Origin of the sequence: Psychrobacter sp. N25K4-3-2, assembly GCF_015351755.1 — a bacterium.
Lineage (GTDB): Bacteria > Pseudomonadota > Gammaproteobacteria > Pseudomonadales > Moraxellaceae > Psychrobacter > Psychrobacter glaciei.
In genome coordinates, this window is sequence record NZ_JADKLX010000001.1 from 958,290 (window position 1) to 984,219 (window position 25,930).

Consider the following 25,930-nt stretch of genomic DNA (forward strand, 5'->3'; position numbering starts at 1 on the left):
GCTTAAAAAATTACTCTGGCATCTCATAAAGCAGCTTATCGAGGGTAATCGGAAAATCATATACACGTACACCGACTGCATTGTAGACAGCGTTAGCAATCGCGGCAGCAGCGCCAGCAATCGCGGTCTCACCGATACCTTTTATATGCATTGGGTTGGTATAAGGATCATCTTCTTCTACCAATATCACATCCAACTGCGGTACATCTGCATTGACGGGGACGTGGTACTCAGCAAGGTCATGATTACACAGACGACCATCACGTTTATCGTGGATGACCTCTTCCATCAACGCTGAACCAATACCAAACACCATGCCGCCATAACATTGCGAAGTTGCTGTTTTATGATTAAGAATACGACCTGCGGCAAATGCACCCGTCATACGTTTCACTCGAATCTCGCCCGTGACCTTATGAACAGCTACTTCAGCGAAGTTCGCGCCAAAAGAGGATTGACGATACTTCTTACCATTTTTACCTGGCTTTATTTGGCCTTTGGCACTGATTTTTTGCTCCTCATAGCTAGCGACCACGTCGGCAAGCGTATATGACTCTTTACTGTCAAAATCATATTTTTCTGATTCTGACTGTTCTTCTAACACATTCTCTGAAAATGAAACTCCGGTCGTTTCAGATATTTTATCGATAGTGCTATCAGCGAACGCTTGGCTACTCTCTTTGGCTGCCTCTATAGCAGTTAGATCGTGCTTTCCTACTTGCTTAATTTGACCGTTATCTAGCTGAATCGTATCAGGGTATAGACCCACTTTTTCTGCTAGCATTTCACGCAGCTGCTCACAAGCAAGATAGACACCACTACCTGCACTTGCCGCTCCCCAACTACCACCTGAACCTGCTGCGGGCGGAAATGCACTATCACCCAGTTTCATCTCAATATGGTCAATGGGTAGTCCTAGTAAATCTGCGGCTACTTGAGAGAACACAGTATAAGACCCTGTACCGATATCCGTCATGTCTGTCTCGATAACTGCTTTGACACCGAGTGCTTTTGACTTATCGATTTGCAGAGTTGCTCGCGCTTCAGAAGGCTGTAATTGATTCCCACGTGCGGCCGCCGCCATGCCCGTGCCTATCCACCAGTCTCCTTCTAATTGACTGGCAGGTTTGGCATTCCGCTGATTCCAGCCGAATTGCTCTGCACCTTGTTCCATACAAGCAATCAGCTGACGTGAAGAAAACGGAATGTCTTTACTAGGGTCTTTTTCGGGTTCATTGCGGCGACGCAGCTCGATAGGATCAATATCTAATTGTGAAGCCAACTCATCCATCGCACATTCAACGGCGATCATGCCAACCGCCTCACCAGGCGCCCGCATCGAGCCTGATAGCACTTGGTTCATGTCTACCATTTCATAGTTCACACGGCGGTTTTTACCGCGGTACAAGTAATGGGTAGACAGAGCAGTTGGCTCAAAGAATGCCTCTCCGGGCAAATTGCTAGAAACAGTATCGTGAATCAATGTGTCAATAACGCCGTCCTTGTCACAGCCAATCGCAATGCGCTGACGAGTGTTTGAGCGTCTGACTGTCGCTTCCATCACTTGTGGACGCGTCATGGTTATCAATACTGGTCGACCAAGCTCTTTTGAAGCAATTGCAGCAGCAATAGATTCGGGCGCAATACCCAGCTTGCTACCGAACCCGCCACCGACATAATGCGCGATTAACTGAACTTGGTCTTTGTTTAAGTTTAAGGCGTCCATGACTTGCTGCTTACAAGACGCGAGCATTTGATTGGCAGTATAGAGAATTAGCTTGTCTTCCTCCCAATGCGCCAATGTCACATGTGGCTCCATAGCAGAGCTGTTTTGACTTGGCGTATGGTAAAAGCGATCGAGCGTCACATCAGAGTCAATAAGTCCTTGTTCTGGATCGCCTTGGACATAGTTTTTGTCAGAGCCTTTTTTTTCATCGACTGCATGGGCGTTAGACAGCTCTTTAGTAAAATTCAATGCCGCTTGGTCAGTCTCATCTTTATAACTGACTTTAAGCGCCTTCGCCCCTTCTGTTGCCGCTTCAAAGGTTTCAGCGATGACCACAGCGATAGGTTGACCATGATAAAAAATCTCAGTTGCTCCCTGCTTTGGCGCTTTTTTTAACCCACCTTGCTGAGAGTTACGCAAAAAATGCTTAGGGTCTGTGACAACCTTGATAATATTAGGAATGCCGTCTAAAGAACTGCTATCGATATTCTCGACTTGACCTTTAGCAATGGTCGCACCGACCAAGACACCGTACGCTTTATTGTCTAAATGGATTTCGGCACTATAGTGGGCTTGACCGCTAACCTTTAACGAGCCATCGATACGGTTGATTGGCTTACCGACCAGTTTACTCGCCGTTTTGCTAAACAGAGACTCGACAGGCTCATCCATGGTCATTTTTTTGGTCGGTTCTGACTGAGTGATTGATTCAAATAATGACATGATTATGCTCCCTCGCCCGCTAGTGCGCGCTGAATGACTTGTTTTAGTAGGCGACGCGTCAACGGTATCTTAAAGTCGTTTTGACCATTACCTTTGGCATCATGCAACAACAGATCGGCGGCTTGCGCGATAACATCGCTATTACCATCGGTACCCGTTAACAGTGCCTCAACTTCTTCGTTACGCCATGGCTCAGTACCGATACCACCAAATGCCAATCGTACCGCCTTTAGATTACCGCTATCGTCAGCGTCAATGACTGCCGCACAGGACACAAGCGCAAAGGCATAAGAAGCGCGATCGCGCACTTTGTCATAAGTATGCATACCTTGAACAGGCGCAGGTAATACAACATGAGTGATAAGCTCGCCTGCCTCCAATATATTTTCGATATGTGGCGTATCTTTTGGTAAGCAATAAAAGTCTTTCACATTGATAGCGCGAGTCGATCCATCAGCTTTGACTGTCTCTATAGTGGCATCCAGCAAGCGCATGGCCACTGCCATATCAGAGGGATGTTGGGCAATACAGGCGTCACTGGTTCCTAAAATAGCCAGCGTACGGTTCTCACCGTTGACGGCAGGACAACCTGTTCCCGGTTCACGTTTGTTGCAGGCACTATCCGTTTGATAGAAGTAATAACAGCGAGTGCGCTGCAAGAAATTACCACCAGTGGTCGCTTTGTTACGCAGCTGACCTGTCGCTCCTGCCAAAATTGCTCTGGACAATACTGGGTAATTTGCAATAACGTCAGGATGCGCTGCCAAATCACTGTTGGTCACAAGCGTACCAATACGCAGACCACCATCGGCAGTAGTTTCAACTTGCTCTAATTCTAAACGGGTAATATCGACCAATTTAATTGGCGTTTCAATCTCCAATTTCATCAAGTCTAATAAGTTGGTACCACCTGCGATAAAAGACGCATCCTCAGTACTGGCAGATATTGCCGCTTGCTCTGGTGCATCAGCACGACTATATTCAAAGCGTTTCATGAGCGGCCTCCTGTTGTAGCAGTTGCTGTCTTGTTATTCGCTGAGGTCTTACCGAGTTGCGCCTCGCTCGGTGGCGGCGACCAGATACCTGTCACGCTTGGATTTTGCGCAGTATTGTCCGTTGTTTGAATATTAGACTCTGACAATTGACTCCCAAGCACTTGTGAAATGGCTTTGATAATATTTGGATAAGCTGAGCAGCGACAGATGTTACCGCTCATGCGCTCAGCGATTTCTTGTACAAGGAGACCGTCAGGATGTTGCAAGTCTGTGCTCACATGACTTGGCCAATTTTGCTTTATCTCTTCTATCAATGCGGTCGCTGAGCAAATCTGACCGGGCGTGCAATATCCGCACTGAAATGCGTCGTTGTCTTTAAAGGCTTGCTGCAATTCCGATAACGAATCCGGCATTCCGATGCCTTCAATCGTTGTGATGTCATCCCCATCATGCATGACGGCAAGTGTCAGACAAGAATTAACCCGTCGTCCATTGATGAGCATCGTACAAGCCCCACATTGACCGTGGTCACAGCCTTTTTTAGGTCCAGTGATTCGTAAGTGCTGACGACAGACGTCGAGCAGTGTCGTACGGGCGTCAAGATTATCGAGCTGATAATCCTGTTTATTGATTGTTAAGGTCAAAGTAGACATGCTGGCTTCTCGCTGGCAGATGAATATAATGGAATGGTAAAATACGCCTCAAAAGACGGCATCGATAAATTTATTATGACGTATCAAAAAAGTTGTTTTGTTTTTACTTTGTAGTTATTACAGTGTAGTTTTTAATCATAGGTATTTTTTAATCATAGAGAATGTCGAGACGTGAGTGATGCTGCTAGCGGGCATCTTATTTATAATAATGACTCTTTTTTACATTGGTCAGTTTTCTATATTCGTCAGTAGACAATCGAACAAGTTTTAAATGTGTTCGGTAAAATCTTCAATACAGTCATTATCCTTTCATGAGTCACATTTTTGGTGGCCGTTACAAATTGGCTATATATCTTCACAATTCATTGTTGAGCAATCACTCAAATTTGTTTATAGTGGTTGCAGTTGATTCACTTAGAGAAGATCGACATGTTTAAATTGAGTATTCACTCAAATTGACTTGTCCTTTTTAAGAGATCTGATTTAAGGTATCTAATCTAAGAAATCTAAGCTACAACACTTTAAAAACAACCTAACAACTATTTATTTTAAGGATTTTGTATGACCGAATTTACATTACACGACAAAGAAAGCGCACCAGCAGAGAGCAAAGACTTGCTAGACGTTTCTATCAAAGCATTTGGCATGGTTCCAAACTTGCATGCTGTGATGGCTGAAGCGCCTGGGTTGCTTGAAGGCTATCAACGTCTACATCAGTTATTTTTGGACAGCAGTTTCGATGACGAAGAAGTCACCGTTGTCTGGCAAACCATCAACGTCGAGCATGCTTGTCATTATTGCGTACCTGCACATACTGGTATCGCCAAAAGCATGAAAGTGGATGATGCTATTACCGAAGCATTGCGCAATGAAACTACACTACCGACTGAGAAATTAGAAGCGCTACGTGACTTTACACTCTCTGTAGTCCGTGGTCGCGGTAACGTAGATGATGCTGCTGTACAAGCATTCTTGGATGCTGGCTTTACCAAACGCCAAATCCTAGAAGTAGTCCTTGCTGCGGCGCAAAAAGTGATGAGCAATTACACCAACCATCTTGCTAACACGCCAATCGACAAGCCATTCCAGAAATTTGAATGGCACAAAGCAGACTAATTAAACCGCCAATTTGGGGTTGTAATGACCCCTCTGGTGTTTTTATACTGCTGTAAGAGAGACTGCTGTTCGAAAACAATCGAGCAGCAGTTTTTTCAGTTAAAATCTTATTGAATAAGACGGTAGTTATAGTCAAAGTATCCTAAAAACGCGACGGTATTGCTGATATCAATTTTTTGTCGCCTCTGTCTGAGCAGGCATAGTAAGCAAGAAAAATGATGTCAGCAGTATGTGATGTATCGATATTACTTTTCACTGACTATAATTACCATCATAAATACCAAAATCATGAATAACAAACTTGTAAATAACGAGAGGTCATATGAAAAATATCGAGAAGCCCCTACGTATAGATATCGTATCAGATGTCGTTTGTCCTTGGTGCGTCGTTGGTTATAGACAGTTGGCTGAAGCACTCAAGCAAACCAATACCGAACACGAGATTCATTGGCATCCGTTCGAGCTAAACCCTAATATGCCAAGCGAAGGTCAAAATTTTCGGGAGCATATTGCCGAAAAATATGGCTCAACCAAGCAAGAGTCTGACGCCAGCCGAGCGAGAATGACGGAAGCTGGTAGTGAAGTTGGTTTTGAGTTCAACTTTAGTGATGACATGCGCATGCACAACACCTTTAACTTGCACCAGCTTTTACATTGGGCGCATCAGCAAGGTCGCATGCATGAGTTAAAGCAAGCATTGTTCACCGCTCACTTTACCAATGGCAGAAACATCTCTGATCATTCCGTGCTCGCGGATATTGCGTCGGAGACTGGACTCGATCGTAGCGAGGCGCTAGCAGTACTGGAAGACCAACGTTTTGCTAAAGAAGTACGTGCCGCTGAGCAACATTGGCAGCAGCAAGGTATTCAAAGCGTACCTGCGGTGATATTCAATGAGCGTCATTTGGTTAGCGGTGCTCAAGGAGTGGAGAACTTCACGAGTATCTTGCAGCAGTTGGCTGACATGCCAGACTAGGTTTTATTAGCTCTTACATTGTCTCTTTATAAAGGAATCTCTTATGTCTTCTGAGCATTCACCTTCGATTATCGTATTTGACGTCAATGAGACGCTACTCGATATTGATACCCTCGCGCCTTTATTTTCTCGCTTATTTGATAATGAAAAAATACTGAGAGAATGGTTTGCCCAATTGGTGCTTTATTCTCAAACCATGACCTTATCCGGTCTCTATACACCTTTTGGCGAACTTGGCGTCGCTGCCTTACAGATGACGGCTGATATTCATAATGTCACGCTGACAAAAAGCGATATCGATGAGTTAAAAGAGCGTATGAGCAAAATGCCAGCCCACCCTGATACGGTGCCAGCATTAACCAAGCTAACTGAAGCAGGGTTTCGACTGGTGACGTTGACCAACTCAGCGAGCAGTCCATCTCCAACACCATTAGAAAAAGCAGGGCTAAGTCAGTTTTTTGAGCAGCACTTCAGCGTTGAGACTGTCGGCAAGTTTAAGCCTGCACCTGAAACCTATCAGATGGTAGCCAAAGAGTTGTCTGTTGAAGTGTCAGAGTTGTGTTTGGTCGCCTGTCACCTTTGGGATACTATCGGCGCGCAAGCGGCTGGTTGCCACGCTGCATTTCTCACGCGACCTTATAATGCGTTGCTATCAGCGTCGAATGTTCCCACACCTGATTTTATAGCATCAGATTTAGGTACGCTTACCGATCAGATTATTCTTAATAATCAGAGCAAATAACCCTTCTAATTTTTAGCAATCAAACTTTTTAGCAATAAAACAAAAAATGCCGCTTCTACTAATAGAAGCGGCATTTTTATGAATGCTATGACACGATATTCATTTTAAAACTACTACCTTAAGATTGACTCTTAAAAATGAATAACCGTACGAATACTTTCGCCTTTATGCATCAAGTCAAACGCTTCGTTGATGTCTTCTAATGGCATGGTATGGGTAATGAAGTCTTGTAGTGGGATTTCGCCCGCTAGGTAACGCTCAACATAGCCTGGTAATTCTGAACGGCCTTTTACGCCGCCAAATGCTGAACCTTTCCAGACTCGACCAGTCACTAACTGGAATGGACGGGTTGAGATTTCTTGCCCAGCACCAGCGACACCGATGATAACTGACTCGCCCCAGCCTTTATGGCAGCACTCAAGCGCGGAACGCATCACATCGACGTTACCGATACACTCAAATGAGTAATCAACCCCGCCATCAGTTAGCTCAACGATGACTTCTTGAATTGGTTTGTCATAATCTTTTGGATTGATGCAGTCAGTCGCGCCCAGTTTTTTGGCCAGCTCAAATTTGCTCTCGTTGATATCAACCGCAATGATACGACTGGCTTTTGCCATGGCAGCACCGATGACCGCTGACAGACCAATACCGCCCATGCCAAAGATAGCGACCGTAGCACCCTCTTCGACTTTTGCAGTGTTCATGACCGCGCCCATACCCGTAGTGACGCCACAACCTAGCAAGCAAACTTCTTCTAATGGTGCTTCTTTATTGACTTTAGCCAATGAAATCTCTGGCAAAACAGTATATTCAGAAAAAGTTGAGCAGCCCATGTAATGATAAATTGGCTCACCATCTTTATAAAAACGCGTGGTACCGTCTGGCATCAGACCTTTACCTTGGGTCTCGCGCACGGCTGAACACAAATTGGTTTTGCCTGAGGTACACATTTTACAGACGCCACATTCTGCGGTGTATAAAGGAATAACATGATCGCCAACTTGGACACTGGTCACGCCTTCGCCGATTTGCTCAACGATACCGCCACCCTCATGACCCAAAATCGCTGGGAATACGCCTTCTGGGTCTTCACCAGATAAGGTAAAGGCATCGGTATGACAAACGCCACTGGCGATGATCTTTACCAATACTTCGCCTTTACGTGGCAGCATGACATCCACTTCTTCGATAGATAGCGGCTGGTTTGGACCCCAAGCAATGGCGGCTTTCGATTTGATAAATTTATCTGACATAGTTGTCTCTCTTTTTAATTAATTTTATCGCTTATTCAGCGCAGACCTATTCAGCTTATAGTGCTTACCTAATAGAGGCAAGCTACAGTTGTAGCAGTCTGTAAAACATTTCATGCTATGTCGATAATTATAGTTGTTTCTGAGGTGATAACAATATGCTATATTTGCAAATATCTTTTACACAGTGGTAACAATCATGCGCTGGGATGGTATTAGCGAATTCGTTTGTGTGGCAGAATATGAGAGCTTCACGCGCGCCGCAAAAGAATTGAGCCTCTCGACTGCGCAAGTCAGTCGGCAGATCAGCGCGTTAGAAAAGCGCTTGAATATAAAATTGCTATATCGAACCACGCGCAAGGTCTCACTGACCGAAGAAGGCCGCGTGTTTTATCAGCATTGCCGTGGTGTGCTTGATGGCTTGGATGCCGCTGAACAAGCAGTGAGCCACCTACAGTCAAAGCCACAAGGCAGGATTAAATTGACCGCTCCTGTCACTTATGGCGAGCAGCAATTATTACCACTGGTCAATGATTTTATGGTGCGATACAACGATATCGAAGTAACGGCTTTTTTGAGCAATCAAAAAATGGACTTGATCGACGGTGGCTATGATTTGGCGATTCGTATTGGCAAGTTAAGCGATTCAACCATGATGGCAAAAAAACTCAGCCGTCGTACGAATTTTGTCTGTGCCGCGCCTGCTTATCTTGAGAGACACGGTACACCGCACTCTTTGAGTGAGCTGAGTAAACATAATTGTCTGCTAGGCACACGTGACTATTGGCACTTTATAGAAGATGGCAAAATAGATTCTGGAAAAAATGCTGATAAAGAAAAGAATCTACGCGTTTCGGGCAGCGTTCAATATAACAGTGGTCATAGCCTAGTTGATGCTGCGCTAAAAGGTTTGGGCATCGTCCAGCTGCCAGATTATTATGTGCAAAAATACCTAGCATCTGGTGAACTGATAAGCTTGCTGGATGACTATAGAGAGCCTGAAGAAAGTATCTGGGCTATCTATCCGCACAACCGTCATTTATCGCCAAAGATTCGATTACTGGTAGATTATCTATCGGAGCATTTAGCATGAACATGCAAAGCCCCTATTCGGTTTTACTTAAAATGAATATTATCCACTATGATTAAGAAATATCTGTAATATTAGAAGAAGATCGCTTAACAAAACCAAGCATCAATCACTAAATATAGTTGAGGAATTTTAGAATCGCTACAAGGCGACCGACCGCAGATAGTACACTGAGTCCATCTATGACGGGTAACACCGTAGCGGTTTAAAAGTGCTCTGACTATAAACAACCATAATAAAAGGAATTTTTATGATTAAGATTGTCTCTATCGCTGCCTTAGCTTTTGCCATGTCCTCGTGCGCCAGCGTTGAAAATATTTTAAACGCGCCGGATAAGATGCCATCAATGCCAGAAACGATGACTGCTATCAATGCTGAAAAGGGTTTGGTTACGATGCAAAGTAATCATTCCGTGCAAGATACTGCTGATAAGCTGGCGGCGATTATCGAAAGTAAAGGCATGAAAGTATTTGCGCGCGTCGATCATCAAAAAAATGCGCAGGGTGCCAATTTAACATTGAGACCAACACAGGTGATTATGTTTGGTAACCCAAAAGCGGGTACGCCATTGATGAATTGCGAGCAAAGCGTCGCCATCGACTTACCACAAAAAATCCTAATCAGTGAAGATGCCGATAAAAAAGTCTGGTTGTCGTACAACAATCCTGAATATTTGAAAGAGCGTCATAACATCAAAGGTTGTGATACCGAGATAGCTAACATCGCAAAAGCGCTTGATGGTGTCAGTAAGGCAGCTATTGCAAAATAAGCTATAAATGGAAATATGAACACAAAAAAGGTGGGATGCAAAAGCATAACCCACCTTTTTTATATCTTTAAAAGATTAACTTATTAGCCATTCTTAGACTGTGCTATTTGCTCGTGTAGCTCTATTTTTAACTTCTTAGCACATTCGATAATCTTTTTTCGACCGGCAGGGATAGCGCCATATTCAATCGCTATCGCGCGCATCTGTACCGTAACATCATAATGCGGATAACTGGCATGACGGTGGAATAAGCGCTGATCTACTTCTATCAATAAGGCAAACTCATGCAGCTCTTGCAGCGTATCAGCCAACATATGGCACCATTTATAGCCTTTAAATTCTATTTGCACAAAATCCACATATATTGCCATACAGCCACCTCCTTTATTACCCTTAACTTCTTCTCATGCGCTAAACCACGCTTTCACAAACAGTCATCAAAATAACTCACCGACATTTTTTTTGAGCTGTTTAAGCACTATTTGATATTCTTTATCACTGATTTCAAGTGTACTGAGACGCCCATAGCGTAGCTGACGATAATCTCGTTGAATCTGCATTATTTTGGCTTGGACAATTTCTGAGTGACCACTGTCTGTTAAACGGCTATCAGTACCACCTTCGGCATTTGAATCAATAGCCAGTGCCACGCGCTCAAGCCATGCCAGTTGGCCTTCGCTGTCATCACGAGCCAGCGATTTATCCACCTTACCAATACGTTTTGATAGCTGTGCAAGCGGCAGATCTGCTAGATGCCAGCGTTTGCGGCGACGTTGCCAGATGACAAAGATTAAAATAGCCATGACAGTAATAGCACTCGCTGCCAACCAAATAATTTGCTGCATGACTGAGCGGATGTTGAACCATTTGAGTAATGAGTCAGCTTGTTTGTCCTGATCGTAACCGACGACGTCTTTTTGCCAATAGTAGCTGGCTTGATCTGAGAGGCGGCGCAAGGTTTGTAGCATTTGATATTGCTGATAGCTGATTTGCGCACTAGCGCCATCACCGAACATCGCCGCTCCCTGCGACTGCGTCAGCGCATCCATTCCTTGCTCAACGCGCTCAGGCGCAACAAAAGCTGTCGGATCGACACGTACCCAGCCTTGACCCTCAAGCCAAACCTCCGTCCAAGCGTGCGCATCTTTCTGCCGAACTTCCCAAACATCACCACTGCGGCTTAGCTCGCCACCTTGATAGCCTGCCACGACCCGTGCAGGTATGCCAGCTGCCCGCATCATAAACGTAAAGCTTGAAGAATAATGCTCACAAAATCCCGCTTTAGTCTCAAATAAAAACTCGTCAATACGGTTATTATTTAATCGTGGTGGCGATAAAGTATAACGAAATTCTGTTTGATTAATCCAGCGTTCAATAGCCGCTATATAGCGTGTAGGGTCTGCGCCAGATTGCGCAAATAATCGCTTTGCCAGTGCGCGTGCTTGTGGGTTGCCATCAGCTGGCAGAGCAAGATTCAGACGCCGCAACGCTTCAGACAGAACAGGGTCAATGCGCATCGGCGCAAATTGCAATACGTCATAACGGAACTGCTGAGTAACTGGCTGGTCTTTTAATAAGGTAAAGTTTGAAGTAATACTGATGTCTTGGCGCTGGGCAAAAGGATAATCGAGGCCAAATAGCCATTTTTGTTGTGTGGGTTCTAGAATAACCTCATAGCTGGTAGGCGCAACTTTCACTTCATCGGGGATAGTAGCAAAGGCGTTCTCCATCCAAACAGGCATTTGCGGTGCAGGCCGCCATTGTTGTTGCTGAGGGCTAGGACGCCATGTAACCCCATCAAAGTCGCTAAATACCAAGCCGCGCCAGTACAGCTGCTGCTGCGGTGGGCGCTTATCTGCAAACTCTACCCGAAAAGCCAGCTCAGTCGATTGTCCCAAATTAGCAAAGTCACCGGGCGACATACTATCGGAGACGCCAGTGGTTGCTTGCTGACCCGATAGCTGAACTGACCATAGCGGTGGTAAGCGCGGGAAGAATAAAAACAATACAACCAATAATGGCAGTGCCCCAAGACCTAATACACCCAAAGTGCGCAGACGACCATCACCGCGAGTATTGCCGTCGTCATTGAGTGCAATAAATGCCAACAAGATAATGACAGCACCGATGATTACTTCTAAAGTCGTAACAAGACCTTGATCCATCAAAAACAGCGCGGCAAGCACGAATAGCGATAAATTTAAGACCACATAAGCATCGCGCCGTTTATACAATTCCCACAGCTTACTGATGAGACATAGCACTAAAAATGCCACGCCCATATCGAGACCAAACGCTGTATTGTACGTCAGCCATAGACCGAAAAGACCCAGCAAGAAGCCGAGCATTTGCATGCCTTGATAGACACGTTTTAGATGACGCAATTTTTTGAACTTAGCTTTGATGCGCGGTAGTTGGGCGGCGATACTAACCACAGCAAAGCCAATCAGCCATAAAGGCAGATGCGCGGCATGAGGTAAAATGACGATGATTTGGGCGATTAATACCCAATAATACGCTGGCAAGGCAAATAGCTTGCGAGTCCATTTAGTATCGCTAGCCTGCTCAGTATGAGAAGTGATATTTTGACCCAATGCCAACTGCTCAAAGCTTGCAGAATTTATAAAGTCTGATTTAGAAGAGCCAGTAAATACTTCTACCGGTTTCTTTGAGTCATTTATTTTAGAGATACTGGTCATGGCGTTTTTGCCAACCTTAGCAAGCACGCTTGCGCAAAACTATCACCTTCTCCCATCAGAGCAGCAGAGACATCACTCGGCAAGCGCATCTTAAATGGCACGCCTAGATCACCTAACCTCATCGCCCCATACGCCATCTGTGCCAGCCTCTGCTCATGATGCGCCGCTGGCATATCGGCATAATCTAAACTTTGTTCATGACCGACTGGATCAGCAAAGTGCTTGGTAAACATACCTTGACCGCGCGCCACATGACCCCAAGAAACTCGTGCCAGCGACTCACCTTCAATATAATTATCGAGCCGCTCAAAGTCATCTTGACCTTGTCGATATTGCCCGCCTGTTGCTAAATCCTCCTGACTTGCGACCGAATACTGCGCCTGCCAGTCAAAGGCTTCAGGTTTTGGATAGACCCACGCCGTACGCGCAAAATAGACATAAGACCATGCCCGCATAATGCCCAAAGGATAAACGGTTTTGATTTTTAATCGTGGTAATTCAAACTGCCCACGACTATGCGTATGTACTGGCAAACGAATAATTTGCTCACCTTGTAGCCGTGTAACGAGCACAGAGTTTTGACTATCTACGTTAGGTTTGATTTTCTTACTGGATTTTTTATCCGTCTCTTTATCAACCTGCTCAAAGCCAAATAACAGCTGCCGTCTTGGTTGGCGGCTCTCACTGCGCAGCTGCAAAGTCACCCAAACAGGCGCACCCGCTTCTGCCATGGTCACTTCTATTAATTGTACTTTTAGACCTGAGATATGAGCAAAGGTCACATGAAAGCTGATCAGCCAGACACTGACCAAATAAAAACATAAGCCCAGCACCAGATTATTGCCATAGTTAATGCCAGCGATAAAGGTAATGACCAATAACACCGCAAATAGCATCCCTTCACGACTAAAAAATATATAGACATTACGCAAATTGAGCGTGGCGCTATCACTTTTAGGCGCACGCGAGGCAAACCAACGGCTTAATGCTGAAGTAGCTGGTACGGTTAAGGCTTTTGGCAAAAAGCTCATGATTACCCTATCCTTACCATAAAATTAATACTCTCATTCACAATTGAATAGCAGTTTTGGACATAAACGCACGTTATAAAAAATCAAACGGTTAAACAATAACAGCCACGTCTGCCAATATGCGTTGTGCGATGGTCTGCGTCGCTTGTCCTCCCGTCACATACGCGGGCACAAAACGCTGACCGAGACGATGATCAGTGACCGCAGCGAACACCGCTTGAATATCTTCAGGTGTCATCTCCATATGCCCCGATACATAGGCATAAGCTTGTGCAGCACGCTGTAGTGACAGCACACCACGCGGTGATAAGCCATGATACTCTTGACTTGCTCGTGTTTTTGCCACCAGTCTTTGTAGATAATCCAAAACCACATCCGCGACATGAACTTGCTTGACCCCTTGCTGGGCTAATAACACAGCGTCCGTATCTAGCACGGCATTCAACTCTTTTAATAGCTCGCGGCGATCCTGACCTTTTAAGAGCTCACGCTCTGCCGCAGGTGATGGGTAACCGAGCGACAAGCATAGTAAGAATCGATCTAGCTGCGATTCAGGGAGTGGATAGACACCTGCTTGCTGCAAAGGATTTTGGGTGGCAATCACAAAAAACGGCTGTGGCAAAGAATAGGTTTTCCCATCTTGGGTGACTTGCCGCTCTTCCATCGCTTCTAATAATGCGCTTTGCGTCTTGGGGCTGGAGCGATTGATTTCATCTGCCAGTAACAGCTGAGTAAAGATAGGCCCAGAGCGAAACTCAAATTGCTGTTTACTTTGGTCATAGATACTCATGCCTAAAATATCTGCTGGCAGCATGTCGTTAGTAAACTGCACACGGCTAAAGCTCAAGCCCAATAACTGTGCCAATCCCTGCGCCAGGGTCGTCTTACCCATACCCGGTATATCTTGCAGTAATAAATGACCACCTGCCAATATACCACTGAGCGCCAACTTAACGGCTTGAGGTTTATCCAACACAATTTGGTTTAACTGTGCCATAAGCTGGGCGATTTTTTGCTGGTTATGGCGATAGTCGCTAGCACTAGGCGCAGATTTACTGAATATCTCTGACGTTGGCTGGCGTGTAGAAGAAAGAGACATATCGATGGCTGTATGGGTCATAGTAATCATTGGCTCGTTTTTTGGATAATGAGTATAAATCAGGAATTACTTTGCCTCATCTTCCACTAGGGGCGCGGCGGCACGAAGCGTTGACAGATAAGCGATCACATCCGCACGCTCTTTAGCATCAGGCATAGGGTTAGATAGCATTTTTGAATCTAGCATGGCTTTTTCCGCATCCGCAATATAAGGATCGAGCGTTTTTGCATCCCATATCCAACCTGATGTTTTTAGGCCATCACTATAGGTGTAATCTTCTAGCTCTGCGGCGGGCGCACCATATATATTCATCAACTGCGGGCCTTTTTTATTGAGACCGGCATTGAGCTGATGACACTGACCACAAGCCTCTTTATAAATTAGGGCACCATTGACAGCGTTACCTCCAGTATATAGTGGCAGCGTGACAGGCGCGCGATGATCAGGTGGTATACTTTCCCCGCAGGCGGTGAGCAGTAGAACAGCGGTAAAAATACCGCTCAATGATGACTTACTGATAATAGACATTTTTGACAATCTTTAGTTGAGGAGCACCAGCTATATAAGACGATATCGATAATAATGCAATGCGAAATCAGACAAAATCGGTCGGTACGCATAGATAGCTGTTTAAAAATAGAGCGTTATTTATCGGCATCTAAACCAATAAATAACGCTTAAGAAACGTCTAAGGTTATACCTGTATGGTCACACAAGATTAGGTGCTCTTATGTACCACTAGCCACTTTTATTGTACTGCTTGGCTCTTCCAAATAATACCCTTGCAGATAGCGCGCACCTACACTCCAAGCGACAGACATGGTTGCCGCTTCTTCAATGTAAGGCATCAACACATCGATTTTAACCGCGTTGGTACGCACGATAAGAGACTTAACGGCTTCTAAATTATCCGCAGAATCAATATCTTGCACGTAACTACGAGCCAAACGTACGATATCTGGCTGGACAACGCTGGCAATCTCAACGGACTTAGTAGACGAGCCAAAGTTAGTAATACCAAGCTGACAGCCCACTTGGTCAAGTGCTTCAAATTGAGATTTGGCAACCGTTAAATGATCAGCGATATCTTGTTCATTAAATTGTAGCGTCAATGCTCCTGCAGCACCGCCAACGGCATTAATTAGCTGACTGGCAACGTTTGGCAGCTTTTTATCAACCAGCGAAGCACTGGTCAATTGTATCAATAGTCGCGCTTCAGGATGGATCTTACGGACGTCATTTATCTTTTTACAGGCATTAATCAGTACCCAACGATCTATTTTTTCTAGCAATTGATGCGCTTTAGCAACCGCCATAAATTGTTGAGGCGTCAACACGGTATTGTCAGCATCTGCCAATGGCAGCCGCAGATAGACTTCAAAAAAGTCACTACGGTCATTATTGATGTCATATATCGCCTGAAACGATAGCTCAAAACGATTATTGGCAATGGCATCGACTAAAGACTCAGCGAGCGCATGGTCATCACTATTCGCATGCTCACTCGGATCATATAAATGATAGGTGCCACCTTTATTAGAGGTCTCAGTCATAATCTGAGCAATGGCATCCATTGCTCGCTCTAATACAATCTTAGGCTCAGCGGTATTTTTTTCGATTTTGACAATACCAATACTAACGGTGGTGCTTGTCGTACGCTTATCGACTTCAATGAGCATCTCACTAATACGTGAGCCAATGTGCTCGGCGAGCTGTTCGAGCTCTGCGGCTGTCTGATTCTCTACTAGTATCGTAAATGCTGTATCGCTAAAGCGGCTTACATAACCCTCTGGCACCAGCTCGTCTAGGGTATAAGCTACCTGCTTGACCGTCGTATCGACACCCTGCAAACCCAAGCTACTTCTAATTTTACCAATGTTATCGAGCCGAACATACATTAGCCCTGCAGTCAGTACGCCATCGATTGCTTGCTGGTGTACCGTCATCAACTGCTCTTCAAAACCGTGGCGGTTGTTGATTCCTGTCAAGCTGTCCTTACGCTCAGCTTCTGCCAAGCGCTTAGCAACCTCAGCACTATTACTGTTATTTTGTTGGATAATAATTTGAGTAACGGGCTCACTATCCAAGGTGGCTGCTGCCAGCTGTAGTTTTGCCTCAAAGGTACTGCCATCCTTACGTAGGCTTTCGAATTTGAACTCGACCTCTTCACGGCTACCCTTATCAAACTGTCGCAAAAACTGCTTAAAGGCTTTGACGTTGTCGCCGCCTGCGATCAAATCAATAACGGGTACACCAATGATATCGTTCATTGATTCAAAACCAAATAGCTGAAGATAAGGGTCATTGGCAAAGATATGAATACCTTGGTCAAGATAGGCAACCGCACTTTTGGAGTTTTTGATTAAAATATTAGCGCGCTGCTCTGCCTCAGACAGTACATGATGCAGAGCTTTTAACTGGCGGCGGCTACGCAAATTATCATGCTGTAAGCAAATAGCCATCACCACTGCTGTCTCTTGGTCTGCCCTAAGCGCCTTAACCATCGTGCCATTCATCACAGAAGGCAAACCGTCCTCATTATGAGCAGTCGGAGCTGTCTCTGCACTCATCAGACAGATCATCGGCAGATCAATACTCTGCTCTTGCACGATGCCCACCATGTCGGTAAAGCTCATATCATAGGCTTGGCCAAAAACTAAAACATCCCACGGCTGGCGGAGTGATTTGAGCAACTCTTCCTTGTCATCCAAAAAGCCTAGATTGATGCTGTCATAATAAGAATCTAGCAAATCCACCAGACGCTCAGCATAGAGCTGATCGGCATCGATAACTAGTAGATTTAAGACGGACTGAGTACGCATAGGAGGCCTTTTGAATCTTATGATCGTATTTATTTTTATCGCTTAATTTCGATACCTTGCTGCTTTTTCTAACATCAAAATAGCACAGCAAATAAGCAAGCACTACAAGTATTAGGCTCAGCGGGTATTGAAAATACTGGTTTATTGATGCGGTCTAGGATGACTGACTTGGTAGGTAGGTATTTCTAGACCATAAAAATGTAAGTCGCAGTATCTCTCATTATAGACAATAATTTAACCGACTGCATATTAACTTAACTTGGACATGCTGAAGTATGGCAAATAGTAGACTTAGAGAGGCTGCCACCGCAGCCGATTTATATAGGATTGACTATATCACTATCCAAATAAATACTTGCGTAAACTACAGTTGTACCACTTCATACTGGCTAAACTCATCGGTCACCAATAAGGGATGTAATAAACGTAACAATTTCTGTTTATTATGCAAGCGCATGATCACTCTATCATTGGTCTGAAAATGAAAGGTCGGCACTATTAAGCTGCAAGTCGTCTGTAGCTGATCATCGCCAGCGACAATGAAGGCTGGCACAAAATGCTGACTGCGTGACTTCCTATCCTCTAGACGCAGCCCGCAAGTGATTAACTTGTGACCAAGGACTTGCCACTCTACCTCTGGATTATGAGTATCAAGATTGAGCCAGCGTACAACCCCAATTGACCAGTCAGCAGTCGTCGTCTCAGAACGGCATAATAAAGAGAGACTCATTATTTGTAACGGTGGCGGAGTGGTAATGGGAGGACGAACGTCAACATCAACATCAACATCAACATCAACATCAACATCAACATCAACATCAACATCAACATCAACATCAACATCAACAGGATTTACCATCAGCTGCAACGTGCGAAAAGGCGAAAGGATATTTTTGCTGTCAAAGGTTTCAACGATTGATAAGTTACTGTCCACGGGTTTTTTTGGTACGGTATCATAGCGAGGTCGCTCCCCATCCGGCAGCTCTTTGGTGCCGATCAAGCTTATCAATCCTTGCGCATGACTAGCATGATAATGAATATCGTTAAATCCAATCACCATTGTGGCATCTTGCTTAGCGCTATACTTATTCGGTACGGTTAATTGCGGCTGCATATAGCGATAGGTTATCGCCATTGCTATCTTATTCAGCAAACAGCACTCAACGCCTTCGCTACCCTCATTGATTAATGCTTGCTGGCGTGATTTTAGATGCTCGATCACTGATGCCAGCTCAATGAAGAGACAGTCGTACTGGCTCTCATAGGGATTGATGCTAGAGTGGGCGGTCAAATAAGTAGGTGGATTCTCACTATGCAAATTGACAAAGACGCGTGTCTCAGTTTGCGGCTCTATGGTCGCAACGATTGGTTCAGCCCACTCCGGTAATAAGCGATGGACCAGCAAGATATTAGAACGACGCAATCCGCGCACATTGAGCAAGCTGTGCAAACATATTTGACAATACAATCGATGTATACTGTCCGCGCGGTTGGTAACGACATAAGCACTTAAGTCAAGCTTTGCAGCATGGCGCTGACAGGCAAGATAATACAATCGATTGAGTGCAGCCCAGACATATGAGGGTGGCTTTTGATAACAAATGGCCTCTTCCATCAATAGTTTTTGGTACGTTAACATCGTCTGGTAAATAACGATGGCTAACGTCATTGGCGCAGATTTTTCGCCCGTAAAACGGCGCTGCCAGCCGCTACTTGCCGGCGTTTTTTGATTGTCTAACAACGATATTTCGCGGCGTATCACACCGTCGCAGACCAGAATAACCAGATAATATAAAGATTTTACTTGAGCAACACAGTCCAACTGAGCGTCACTCAGCGCTCCCGTCTCATGGACGTAAGACTGACGTAAAGCAGCAATCAGCCGATCGGCAGCATCAAGGACGATACGAATTAATTTAAAACGTTGCTGATCATCTACGTCAGCCACTCTCAACTCTGTGAGTACTTTTTCCAATTGCTCTGCTTGCTGCGCTTCTGTTTGCGATGGCAAAAGTGCCACCCACTTGCGCAAATGCTGCTCTTGACCGTTGGTCGAGTGGCTAGAAGCAGGCTGTAACGGCTCTGTCGAAGCCAGATGCTCTTGAAAATCCGATAAAGTTATCATTACTATCCTTAGTCATTACGCAGTGATAGCTGCACAAACTATTAGCAAGCGGGTAAGCGTTAGCTATCGATAGAAGGTCGTAATAACAGCTGCTTATGCACTTATTGGTCATTATTTGTCCATAAATAATATTGCCTCGTCATCATGCAACTTTTAAGCCCCATTGTAAATGTCAATCGGCACCTTAAACGGTCTATCTGGCAGCTCTCTGACCAGCTTAGGTACCAGATAACCGGGTAATACTGCCAATAATGACCAATAAAGCGCGACTGCTGACCGCTCGTCGCTATCGAAATGTGCAGCTCCTGCCACTTTATCCAACACGTGCAGATAATAAGGCAATACGCCAGCGGCAAATAAGCGTTGGCTTAAAGCGATTTGAGCAGCAACGCTGTCATTAATGCCTTTTAGAAGTACGGCCTGATTTAATAAAGTCATGCCAGCTGCTCGCGCCCGCTGCAAATACTCTGCTGTGAGCACATCAATCTCATTAGCATGATTACAGTGAATGACCATGACGATATGACACCGACTTTGTGCCAGCCTCTCTAATAATGGCGCATCCAAACGTGCTGGAATCACTATTGGCAAACGAGTATGTAGCCGAATGGTGGTCAGTTGTGGGATGGCTTCCAAGGTATCTAACCAAGCAAATAACCGTCTATTGGTCACGTTTAAAGGATCGCCGCCACTCAAGATCACCTCATTGATCTCAGGATGGGCAGTAATATAGTCGATGATGCTTTGTTTGGCATCGGCAGTGGGCATATTGGCACTGTAGTCAAAATGCTGACGGAAGCAGTAACGACAGTGAATCGCACAAGCACCTGTAATCGTTAACAGCACTCTTGATTTATATTTATGCAATAAGCCTTTGGTCGGGTTATGGTCGTTTTCGGCTAAAGGATCTGCCACGTAGCCAGTCACTGTGACTTGCTCTTGTTGGTCGGGTAGCACTTGCTTTAATAAAGGATCATGGCTATCGCCAACGGTCATTTTTGCGACAAAAGCACGCGGCACTCTTAGCTCAAAATGCTCAGGCACATAAACGTCAGCACGCAAGGATTCCAGTTTTAGGATACTAAGCAGCTCATCAATGCTGGTAATGCCTTCGGATAATTGCGTTTGCCAGTTTTTTTGTGTGATTAAATGGTTTATCATGACAACCTAGTACCTGTGCCTAAAAGGCGTCATTATACGCCCTTAGTGAGTACCCTATCAAAGCATACCAGTCATCCATGAATAGTTGGCGTGACGACAGCGCTTAGCACAGTTATCTCCACACCCAAATACTGATCATATATTCGCAACCTTTAGGAGTTTCTTGTGGCAAGTTTTTCTACTAATGAATTTAAAGCCGGTCTAAAAGTCATGCTCGATGGCAATCCTTGTGCCATTCTTGAAAACGAGTTTGTCAAACCTGGTAAAGGTCAAGCCTTTAACCGTGTCAAGTTGCGCAATCTTCGTAGTGGTAAAGTATTGGAGCAAACTTTCAAGTCAGGTGATAGCTTAGAGGCGGCTGATGTCATGGACACTGAAATGAACTATCTATACAACGATGGCGAGTTTTGGCATTTTATGCATCCTGAAAGCTTTGAGCAGATCCAAGCTGACAAAACAGCAATGGGCGACTCAGTACAATGGCTAAAAGAAAACAGCAATGCCGTATGTACCATCACTCTATTTAATGGAAGTCCATTGTCGATCACGCCGCCCAACTTCGTTGAGTTACAAATCACGGAGACAGATCCTGGCGTACGTGGTGATACTTCAGGTGGTGGCGGCAAACCTGCTAAGTTAGAGACAGGCGCGGTTGTACGTGTGCCATTATTTGTTCAGCAAGGTGAAGTCGTCCGTGTCGATACCCGTACTGGTGACTACCAAACTCGCGTTAACTAATCGCTCAACTTGATTTAGGGGGTGTCCTCATTTTGAAAATGGCGATAAAAATTTAGCCATTTTTATCGCATTTAGAGAATGCTCGATTGAATTGAGGACACGCCCTAGTAACGCATAAAAAAAGCTTAACCATTATTAAATGGTTAAGCTTTTTTATTACTTGTCAGAAAGCCATCGAAAAAATATCATAAACAAGCACTAAAACATTTTTAACAATCAGCACAATAAAAAATGCATTCGTGCGATTTAGTAGATCTATAATCAAAAAATTTTAGAATCGCTACAAGGCAACTGACCACAGATATTACACTGCGTACATCTAGGATGGGTAACACCGTAGCGGTTTAAAAGTGCTCTGACTATATCTTTGCAAATTAAGTCTGCCTTACTCTCTTAATCAGCTGACGATTGCTTATGCATCAGCCAATATTGTACCAAGGCGTTTAGCTGCTCTTGTTTAAAGGGCTTGGTGCAATAATCCTGCATGCCCACATTGAGATATTTTTCGCGCTCGCCATCCATTGCATTAGCAGTCAAAGCGATAATCGGTGGCAGTACTTGAGGATCATAAAGTTCGTGTAACTTAATGGTTGCCTGTACGCCATCCATAATCGGCATATGATGGTCCATCAAAATGAGGTCATAACGCTCAGGGTACAACGCAAAAGTCTCAATCGCTTGCTGCCCATCGGTGACATGCGTGACCGTATGACCACTATTATTCAGAGCTTTTTTGGCTATCGTCGCGTTGACACTGTCATCTTCAACTAACAATATATGACCAGAACGCTCCTGAGTGGGCACTATCATAGTAAAGTCGTTTGAATCTTGCCAGCTCTCGTACTGCTCCTCACCGATAGTAGGTAGCGGCAACAATACCGTGAAGGTAGTCCCGACACCGACCACACTATCTACATTAATGCACCCACCCATTAGATCCACCAGAGATTTACACACAGACAACCCAAGACCTGTACCACCATACAGACGATGGGTCGATTTATCAGCTTGATTGTAAGCATCAAATATCGCATCAACTGATTCAGGCTTGATACCGACGCCTGTATCGGTGACCTGAATATATAAGGTCATGTTTTCTTGGCTAGTGCTCTCTTCAATGATACTGTCACCACTAATGGTCTCATCAGTCAAAACATCATCAGATTCATCATTTTTAGACTTGTCATTGATATAGCAACAATTGGGCACGTGCTTAACATCGATACTCACTCGCCCACCTTCACGGGTGAATTTGATGGCATTATTGACAAGGTTGACCATGATTTGTTTGAGACGTACCGGATCCCCTTGCACATAAGGTGATAGCGATTCCATATAATGATAGTCTAAAATCAAGCCGCGCTGTCGAGCTTTGATAGCAAAGAGACTAACCACTTCATTACATAAGGTGGACAAGTTCATCGGGATGGCATCAATGGTCATTTTGCCAGACTCAACTTTCGATAAATCCAAAATACCATTAATAATCGCTAGCAAATGCTCATTTGAGACTTTTATATTGTCCACATACTCTTGTTGTTCTTGGCTGAGCTTAGTCTCGCTAAGCATCTCTACCATGCCGATAATGCCATTCATCGGTGTCCGTATTTCATGGCTCATGTTGGCCAAAAAGTCCGATTTCATCTCATTAGCATGCTTGGCGACACGTTGTTTATCTTGTAGTTGTAAAGCATCGGCAGCCATCATCGCAAACTGGGCCAATAATTTTTCTTGCTTAGCATCAAAGCCATGATAAGGCTCTGTATCCATCAGACAAAAAGAGCCTAGACGATACGTCTTATTGTCTTCATGCATGATAATGGGAGCACCCGCATAAAAGCGTAGATGGGTAGACTCCGTCACCAATGGGTTCTGATCAAAGCGACTGTCTTTTGACAAATCTGCGACCACAAACACCCCATCCGACAGCAAGGTATAGTTACAGATAGCCACTTCACGCGCCGTCGTACATATATCAACAAGCCCATGCACAGATTTTAGATACTGAGTCTCCTCATCCATAAAGGTAATAGTGACAACTGGCATGTCAAAAAACAACTTAGCAAGTTCAGTCAGACGAGAAAAAGCAGGCTCATCATTATGGTTGAGCACCTGATATTTTTTGAGCTTGCTAATACGATCTACTTCATCTGCGGCGACTGGGTAGCTGCGCTTAGGTGAGTTGGGTATCGTCAAGGTGGACTCCATTCATTAGACTCAGACGTTCGTCTGCTTTATCAATAATTGTAACGCTTCACTCACCATCAGCATTGCCACGACCGATGTCACCACTACTGCTGAACCATAACCGCCGCAATGTAAACCGCCCGTTTGACAGCTTTTATCGACGCGTGGTGGTTCTGTAGAATAGACGCATTTGATGCCGAACTTTTCTTTTAGAGCGCTATTAATGCCTTTTTCGTGACGTAATTTATTGCGAAGCTTGGCCAGTAGTGGATCTTGATAGCTATCGCGCAAATCACTTACCGTAATTTTACTAGGGTCTATCTTACCACCCGCACCGCCTGCACAGACCAATTTTAATTTATTGAAACGACAATGTAGGGCGATAGCAAGTTTGGCCTGCATATCATCGACACAATCTAGAATGACAATAGGATGACCTTGAGCAATGGCAGCCTTTGCTTCTTCACGGCTCGGCAGGAGTGCGGCAACATTATCGACTGTCAGGAAATCATCAATTAAGTTGACGGTGACCTTGGGATTAATCTCACCAAGGCGTTGCCCCATCGCCGCAATTTTGCTTTGCCCAAAGGTACTGTCTAACGCTGGCAATTGCCGATTGACATTAGAAGCCACCAATACATCCAAATCAATCAGAGTAATAGTGCCAACTGCGGTACGAGCCAATGCCTCTGCTGCCCAAGAACCAACGCCCCCGACGCCAATCACATACACATGTGCTGCCGCAAAAGTATCAACGGCTGAGCGACCATAGAGGGTTTGCGTTCCTTGGAAACGCCGCTCATATTGCTCACTTGCGCTGTCACTGTCGTCATGAACGACAGAATGCTCAACGGTATTAGGCTCTACAAACGACGGGTCAAATAATTGTGCTTCACTCATAACAGATTAAACGCTCTTTTTAAAGGTGGTAGCTCAAGTTGCTTTTATTTTATTCTCTATCACGTTACTTTTTACTGTTAGTAGCCATTACCCTTTTGACGGTATAGGATAATGCCAGTCAGTACGTAGGGCATCGCAACTGTTTTGCCATAGTTGCTCGGCAAGGCGATATGACGGTACATCGAGTAACTCACTCAGACTCAGCAGCACCCATGGCAAATTGGCGGGAACGTTTCTATTATGAGCGGAAGTATCATCCCCTTCATTGGCTGAATTTTGCCCAAGCGCTGACTGGCTATTGTTTGAATGCTGACACATAATGGGTGTCATATTCGGACAGTCAGTTTCAATCACCAAGCACTCAAGACCATAACTATCAACGGCTGCTTGAATCGCGCGACGCAGTTTTTTAGCATTTGGATTGGTGACTTGTCCAGTAACGCCGAGCTTAAATCCTAGTTTTACAAAAGCCTTTGCCTCTTGCTCACCACCACTAAAACTATGCGCGACCCCGCCCAAATTATGCGCATTATAATCATGTGCTTTCAATATGGCTAACGCTTCAGCATGGGCTTTGCGGATATGCAGCATCACCGGCAGCTGATGGGTCACTGCCATATCCAATTGTGCCTTAAAAAAATACTCTTGCTTGGCTAAAACATCAGGCTGTTTCATCTCATCTGTAAAAGTATCTAAGCCAATCTCACCGATTGCTAATGGGCGTTCGTCAGCAAGCATCTTTGCCATACTATCCAGATGTGCTTCTGTATGCTGCTTGATATAAAAAGGATGCAAACCCAGCGCAATATGAGCATCTAGAGACGAGTTATACTGGTTGCCAGCCTTAATTATCGATGATTGCACTATAGCTGCTTGCGCTATAATCGATTGAAAATCTTCATTAATCAGGCGTTTAGTCTCATACAGACGATCGAAATACTCATACAAATAGCCCACCAACATAAGATGGCGCACCCCTTGCTCACACGCTTTTTCTACCTGTACCGCTCTATTATTATCAAATACTGGTGCGTCAAAATGTGTATGCGTGTCAATCAGTGGCAAAGCAGACGATGAATGCGGCGCGATATATGGTGAGTCAAGAGCAGTCATTAACAGGTTCCA

General features: G+C 44.7%; 21 protein-coding genes. 6 read left to right on the top strand and 15 right to left on the bottom strand.

The genetic code is table 11. From position 1 onward, the window contains the following. Positions 1-10: 10 nt before the first annotated feature. Genes IOD06_RS03810 through IOD06_RS03820 form a run of 3 tightly spaced genes read right to left on the bottom strand, consistent with a single transcriptional unit; the run spans position 11 to position 4,097 of the window. Positions 11-2,449 (bottom strand): xanthine dehydrogenase family protein molybdopterin-binding subunit, encoded by a 2,439-nt coding sequence (locus IOD06_RS03810; protein WP_194619222.1) that lies wholly within the window; start codon positions 2,447-2,449, stop codon positions 11-13. A 2-nt stretch (positions 2,450-2,451) separates the two neighbouring features. Further along, positions 2,452-3,444 (bottom strand): xanthine dehydrogenase family protein subunit M, encoded by a 993-nt coding sequence (locus IOD06_RS03815; protein WP_194619223.1) that lies wholly within the window; start codon positions 3,442-3,444, stop codon positions 2,452-2,454. Continuing rightward, positions 3,441-4,097, bottom strand: coding sequence for a 2Fe-2S iron-sulfur cluster-binding protein (locus IOD06_RS03820; protein ID WP_194619224.1), 657 nt, complete (start codon positions 4,095-4,097; stop codon positions 3,441-3,443). The genes IOD06_RS03815 and IOD06_RS03820 overlap by 4 nt, the downstream gene beginning before the upstream one ends. A gap of 561 nt (positions 4,098-4,658) precedes the next feature. Between IOD06_RS03820 and IOD06_RS03825 the strand changes: the two genes are divergently transcribed. The 3 genes from IOD06_RS03825 (at position 4,659) to IOD06_RS03835 (ending at position 6,931) form a co-directional block, all read left to right on the top strand. Continuing rightward, a complete protein-coding gene (locus IOD06_RS03825; protein ID WP_194619225.1) occupies positions 4,659-5,213 on the top strand; it encodes a carboxymuconolactone decarboxylase family protein in 555 nt (184 codons plus the stop codon). 322 nt (positions 5,214-5,535) lie between these two features. After that, positions 5,536-6,189: a DsbA family oxidoreductase gene (locus tag IOD06_RS03830; protein WP_194619226.1), complete on the top strand. Its 654-nt coding sequence runs from the start codon at positions 5,536-5,538 to the stop codon at positions 6,187-6,189. Positions 6,190-6,232: 43 nt separating this feature from the next. Continuing rightward, positions 6,233-6,931 carry a haloacid dehalogenase type II gene (locus IOD06_RS03835; protein WP_194619227.1) on the top strand — a complete coding sequence of 233 codons (699 nt, stop codon included), beginning with the start codon at positions 6,233-6,235 and terminating at the stop codon, positions 6,929-6,931. Positions 6,932-7,062: 131 nt separating this feature from the next. Here IOD06_RS03835 and IOD06_RS03840 read toward each other — a convergent pair whose 3' ends face one another. After that, on the bottom strand, positions 7,063-8,187 hold the full coding sequence (locus IOD06_RS03840) for an S-(hydroxymethyl)glutathione dehydrogenase/class III alcohol dehydrogenase (protein ID WP_227669865.1): 1,125 nt from the start codon (positions 8,185-8,187) through the stop codon (positions 7,063-7,065). 196 nt (positions 8,188-8,383) lie between these two features. Here IOD06_RS03840 and IOD06_RS03845 point away from each other — a divergent pair, with 196 nt between their 5' ends. Further along, on the top strand, positions 8,384-9,277 hold the full coding sequence (locus IOD06_RS03845; RefSeq protein WP_194619229.1) for a LysR family transcriptional regulator: 894 nt from the start codon (positions 8,384-8,386) through the stop codon (positions 9,275-9,277). Between the two features lie 247 nt (positions 9,278-9,524). Then, complete coding sequence (locus tag IOD06_RS03850) at positions 9,525-10,043, top strand: DUF302 domain-containing protein (protein WP_194619231.1); 519 nt, start codon at positions 9,525-9,527, stop codon at positions 10,041-10,043. Positions 10,044-10,126: 83 nt separating this feature from the next. On the opposite strand, the gene IOD06_RS03855 is transcribed toward IOD06_RS03850, so the two are convergent. The 8 genes from IOD06_RS03855 to epmB all read right to left on the bottom strand — a co-directional run bounded on the left by IOD06_RS03855 (position 10,127) and on the right by epmB (position 20,980). Then, the gene (locus IOD06_RS03855) at positions 10,127-10,414 is read right to left on the bottom strand and encodes a DUF4031 domain-containing protein (protein WP_189579919.1); all 288 of its coding nucleotides are present in this window, start codon (positions 10,412-10,414) and stop codon (positions 10,127-10,129) included. 66 nt (positions 10,415-10,480) lie between these two features. Beyond that, positions 10,481-12,742 carry a DUF3488 and transglutaminase-like domain-containing protein gene (locus IOD06_RS03860; protein ID WP_194619233.1) on the bottom strand — a complete coding sequence of 754 codons (2,262 nt, stop codon included), beginning with the start codon at positions 12,740-12,742 and terminating at the stop codon, positions 10,481-10,483. After that, positions 12,739-13,773: a hypothetical protein gene (locus tag IOD06_RS03865; RefSeq protein WP_194619235.1), complete on the bottom strand. Its 1,035-nt coding sequence runs from the start codon at positions 13,771-13,773 to the stop codon at positions 12,739-12,741. The genes IOD06_RS03860 and IOD06_RS03865 overlap by 4 nt, the downstream gene beginning before the upstream one ends. A 91-nt stretch (positions 13,774-13,864) precedes the next feature. Next, positions 13,865-14,893 (bottom strand): MoxR family ATPase, encoded by a 1,029-nt coding sequence (locus IOD06_RS03870; RefSeq protein ID WP_265087656.1) that lies wholly within the window; start codon positions 14,891-14,893, stop codon positions 13,865-13,867. Positions 14,894-14,938: 45 nt separating this feature from the next. After that, positions 14,939-15,400 (bottom strand): cytochrome c family protein, encoded by a 462-nt coding sequence (locus IOD06_RS03875; RefSeq protein WP_194619237.1) that lies wholly within the window; start codon positions 15,398-15,400, stop codon positions 14,939-14,941. A 200-nt stretch (positions 15,401-15,600) separates the two neighbouring features. Continuing rightward, positions 15,601-17,694, bottom strand: a complete 2,094-nt coding sequence (locus IOD06_RS03880) for an EAL domain-containing protein (protein WP_194619239.1) — start codon at positions 17,692-17,694, stop codon at positions 15,601-15,603. Between the two features lie 364 nt (positions 17,695-18,058). After that, positions 18,059-19,819, bottom strand: a complete 1,761-nt coding sequence (locus IOD06_RS03885) for a hypothetical protein (RefSeq protein WP_194619241.1) — start codon at positions 19,817-19,819, stop codon at positions 18,059-18,061. 153 nt (positions 19,820-19,972) lie between these two features. Continuing rightward, entirely contained in the window at positions 19,973-20,980 is a 1,008-nt protein-coding gene (gene epmB / locus IOD06_RS03890; RefSeq protein WP_194619243.1) for an EF-P beta-lysylation protein EpmB, read from the bottom strand. 165 nt (positions 20,981-21,145) lie between these two features. Between epmB and efp the strand changes: the two genes are divergently transcribed. Continuing rightward, positions 21,146-21,718 carry an elongation factor P gene (efp, locus tag IOD06_RS03895; RefSeq protein WP_189579898.1) on the top strand — a complete coding sequence of 191 codons (573 nt, stop codon included), beginning with the start codon at positions 21,146-21,148 and terminating at the stop codon, positions 21,716-21,718. A 393-nt stretch (positions 21,719-22,111) separates the two neighbouring features. Here efp and IOD06_RS03900 read toward each other — a convergent pair whose 3' ends face one another. The 3 genes from IOD06_RS03900 to IOD06_RS03910 all read right to left on the bottom strand — a co-directional run bounded on the left by IOD06_RS03900 (position 22,112) and on the right by IOD06_RS03910 (position 25,918). Continuing rightward, a complete protein-coding gene (locus tag IOD06_RS03900; RefSeq protein ID WP_227669866.1) occupies positions 22,112-23,914 on the bottom strand; it encodes a GAF domain-containing hybrid sensor histidine kinase/response regulator in 1,803 nt (600 codons plus the stop codon). A gap of 21 nt (positions 23,915-23,935) precedes the next feature. Beyond that, a complete protein-coding gene (locus tag IOD06_RS03905) occupies positions 23,936-24,805 on the bottom strand; it encodes a ThiF family adenylyltransferase (protein ID WP_194619247.1) in 870 nt (289 codons plus the stop codon). 87 nt (positions 24,806-24,892) lie between these two features. Next, positions 24,893-25,918: a TatD family hydrolase gene (locus tag IOD06_RS03910; RefSeq protein ID WP_194619249.1), complete on the bottom strand. Its 1,026-nt coding sequence runs from the start codon at positions 25,916-25,918 to the stop codon at positions 24,893-24,895. Between the last annotated feature and the right edge of the window lie 12 nt (positions 25,919-25,930).

Bases quoted from the DNA above. Each gene is read 5' to 3' on its own strand.
- IOD06_RS03815 (WP_194619223.1), bottom strand. From the start codon at position 3,444: ATGAAACGCTTTGAATATAGTCGTGCTGATGCACCAGAGCAAGCGGCA.
- IOD06_RS03870 (WP_265087656.1), bottom strand. From the start codon at position 14,893: ATGACCCATACAGCCATCGATATGTCTCTTTCTTCTACACGCCAGCCA.
- IOD06_RS03825 (WP_194619225.1), top strand. From the start codon at position 4,659: ATGACCGAATTTACATTACACGACAAAGAAAGCGCACCAGCAGAGAGC.
- IOD06_RS03820 (WP_194619224.1), bottom strand. From the start codon at position 4,097: ATGTCTACTTTGACCTTAACAATCAATAAACAGGATTATCAGCTCGAT.
- IOD06_RS03865 (WP_194619235.1), bottom strand. From the start codon at position 13,773: ATGAGCTTTTTGCCAAAAGCCTTAACCGTACCAGCTACTTCAGCATTA.
- IOD06_RS03860 (WP_194619233.1), bottom strand. From the start codon at position 12,742: ATGACCAGTATCTCTAAAATAAATGACTCAAAGAAACCGGTAGAAGTA.
- IOD06_RS03855 (WP_189579919.1), bottom strand. From the start codon at position 10,414: ATGGCAATATATGTGGATTTTGTGCAAATAGAATTTAAAGGCTATAAA.
- epmB (WP_194619243.1), bottom strand. From the start codon at position 20,980: ATGATAAACCATTTAATCACACAAAAAAACTGGCAAACGCAATTATCC.
- IOD06_RS03905 (WP_194619247.1), bottom strand. From the start codon at position 24,805: ATGAGTGAAGCACAATTATTTGACCCGTCGTTTGTAGAGCCTAATACC.
- IOD06_RS03840 (WP_227669865.1), bottom strand. From the start codon at position 8,187: ATGTCAGATAAATTTATCAAATCGAAAGCCGCCATTGCTTGGGGTCCA.
- IOD06_RS03885 (WP_194619241.1), bottom strand. From the start codon at position 19,819: ATGATAACTTTATCGGATTTTCAAGAGCATCTGGCTTCGACAGAGCCG.
- IOD06_RS03910 (WP_194619249.1), bottom strand. From the start codon at position 25,918: ATGACTGCTCTTGACTCACCATATATCGCGCCGCATTCATCGTCTGCT.
- IOD06_RS03810 (WP_194619222.1), bottom strand. From the start codon at position 2,449: ATGTCATTATTTGAATCAATCACTCAGTCAGAACCGACCAAAAAAATG.
- IOD06_RS03880 (WP_194619239.1), bottom strand. From the start codon at position 17,694: ATGCGTACTCAGTCCGTCTTAAATCTACTAGTTATCGATGCCGATCAG.
- IOD06_RS03830 (WP_194619226.1), top strand. From the start codon at position 5,536: ATGAAAAATATCGAGAAGCCCCTACGTATAGATATCGTATCAGATGTC.
- IOD06_RS03875 (WP_194619237.1), bottom strand. From the start codon at position 15,400: ATGTCTATTATCAGTAAGTCATCATTGAGCGGTATTTTTACCGCTGTT.
- IOD06_RS03845 (WP_194619229.1), top strand. From the start codon at position 8,384: ATGCGCTGGGATGGTATTAGCGAATTCGTTTGTGTGGCAGAATATGAG.
- IOD06_RS03850 (WP_194619231.1), top strand. From the start codon at position 9,525: ATGATTAAGATTGTCTCTATCGCTGCCTTAGCTTTTGCCATGTCCTCG.
- IOD06_RS03835 (WP_194619227.1), top strand. From the start codon at position 6,233: ATGTCTTCTGAGCATTCACCTTCGATTATCGTATTTGACGTCAATGAG.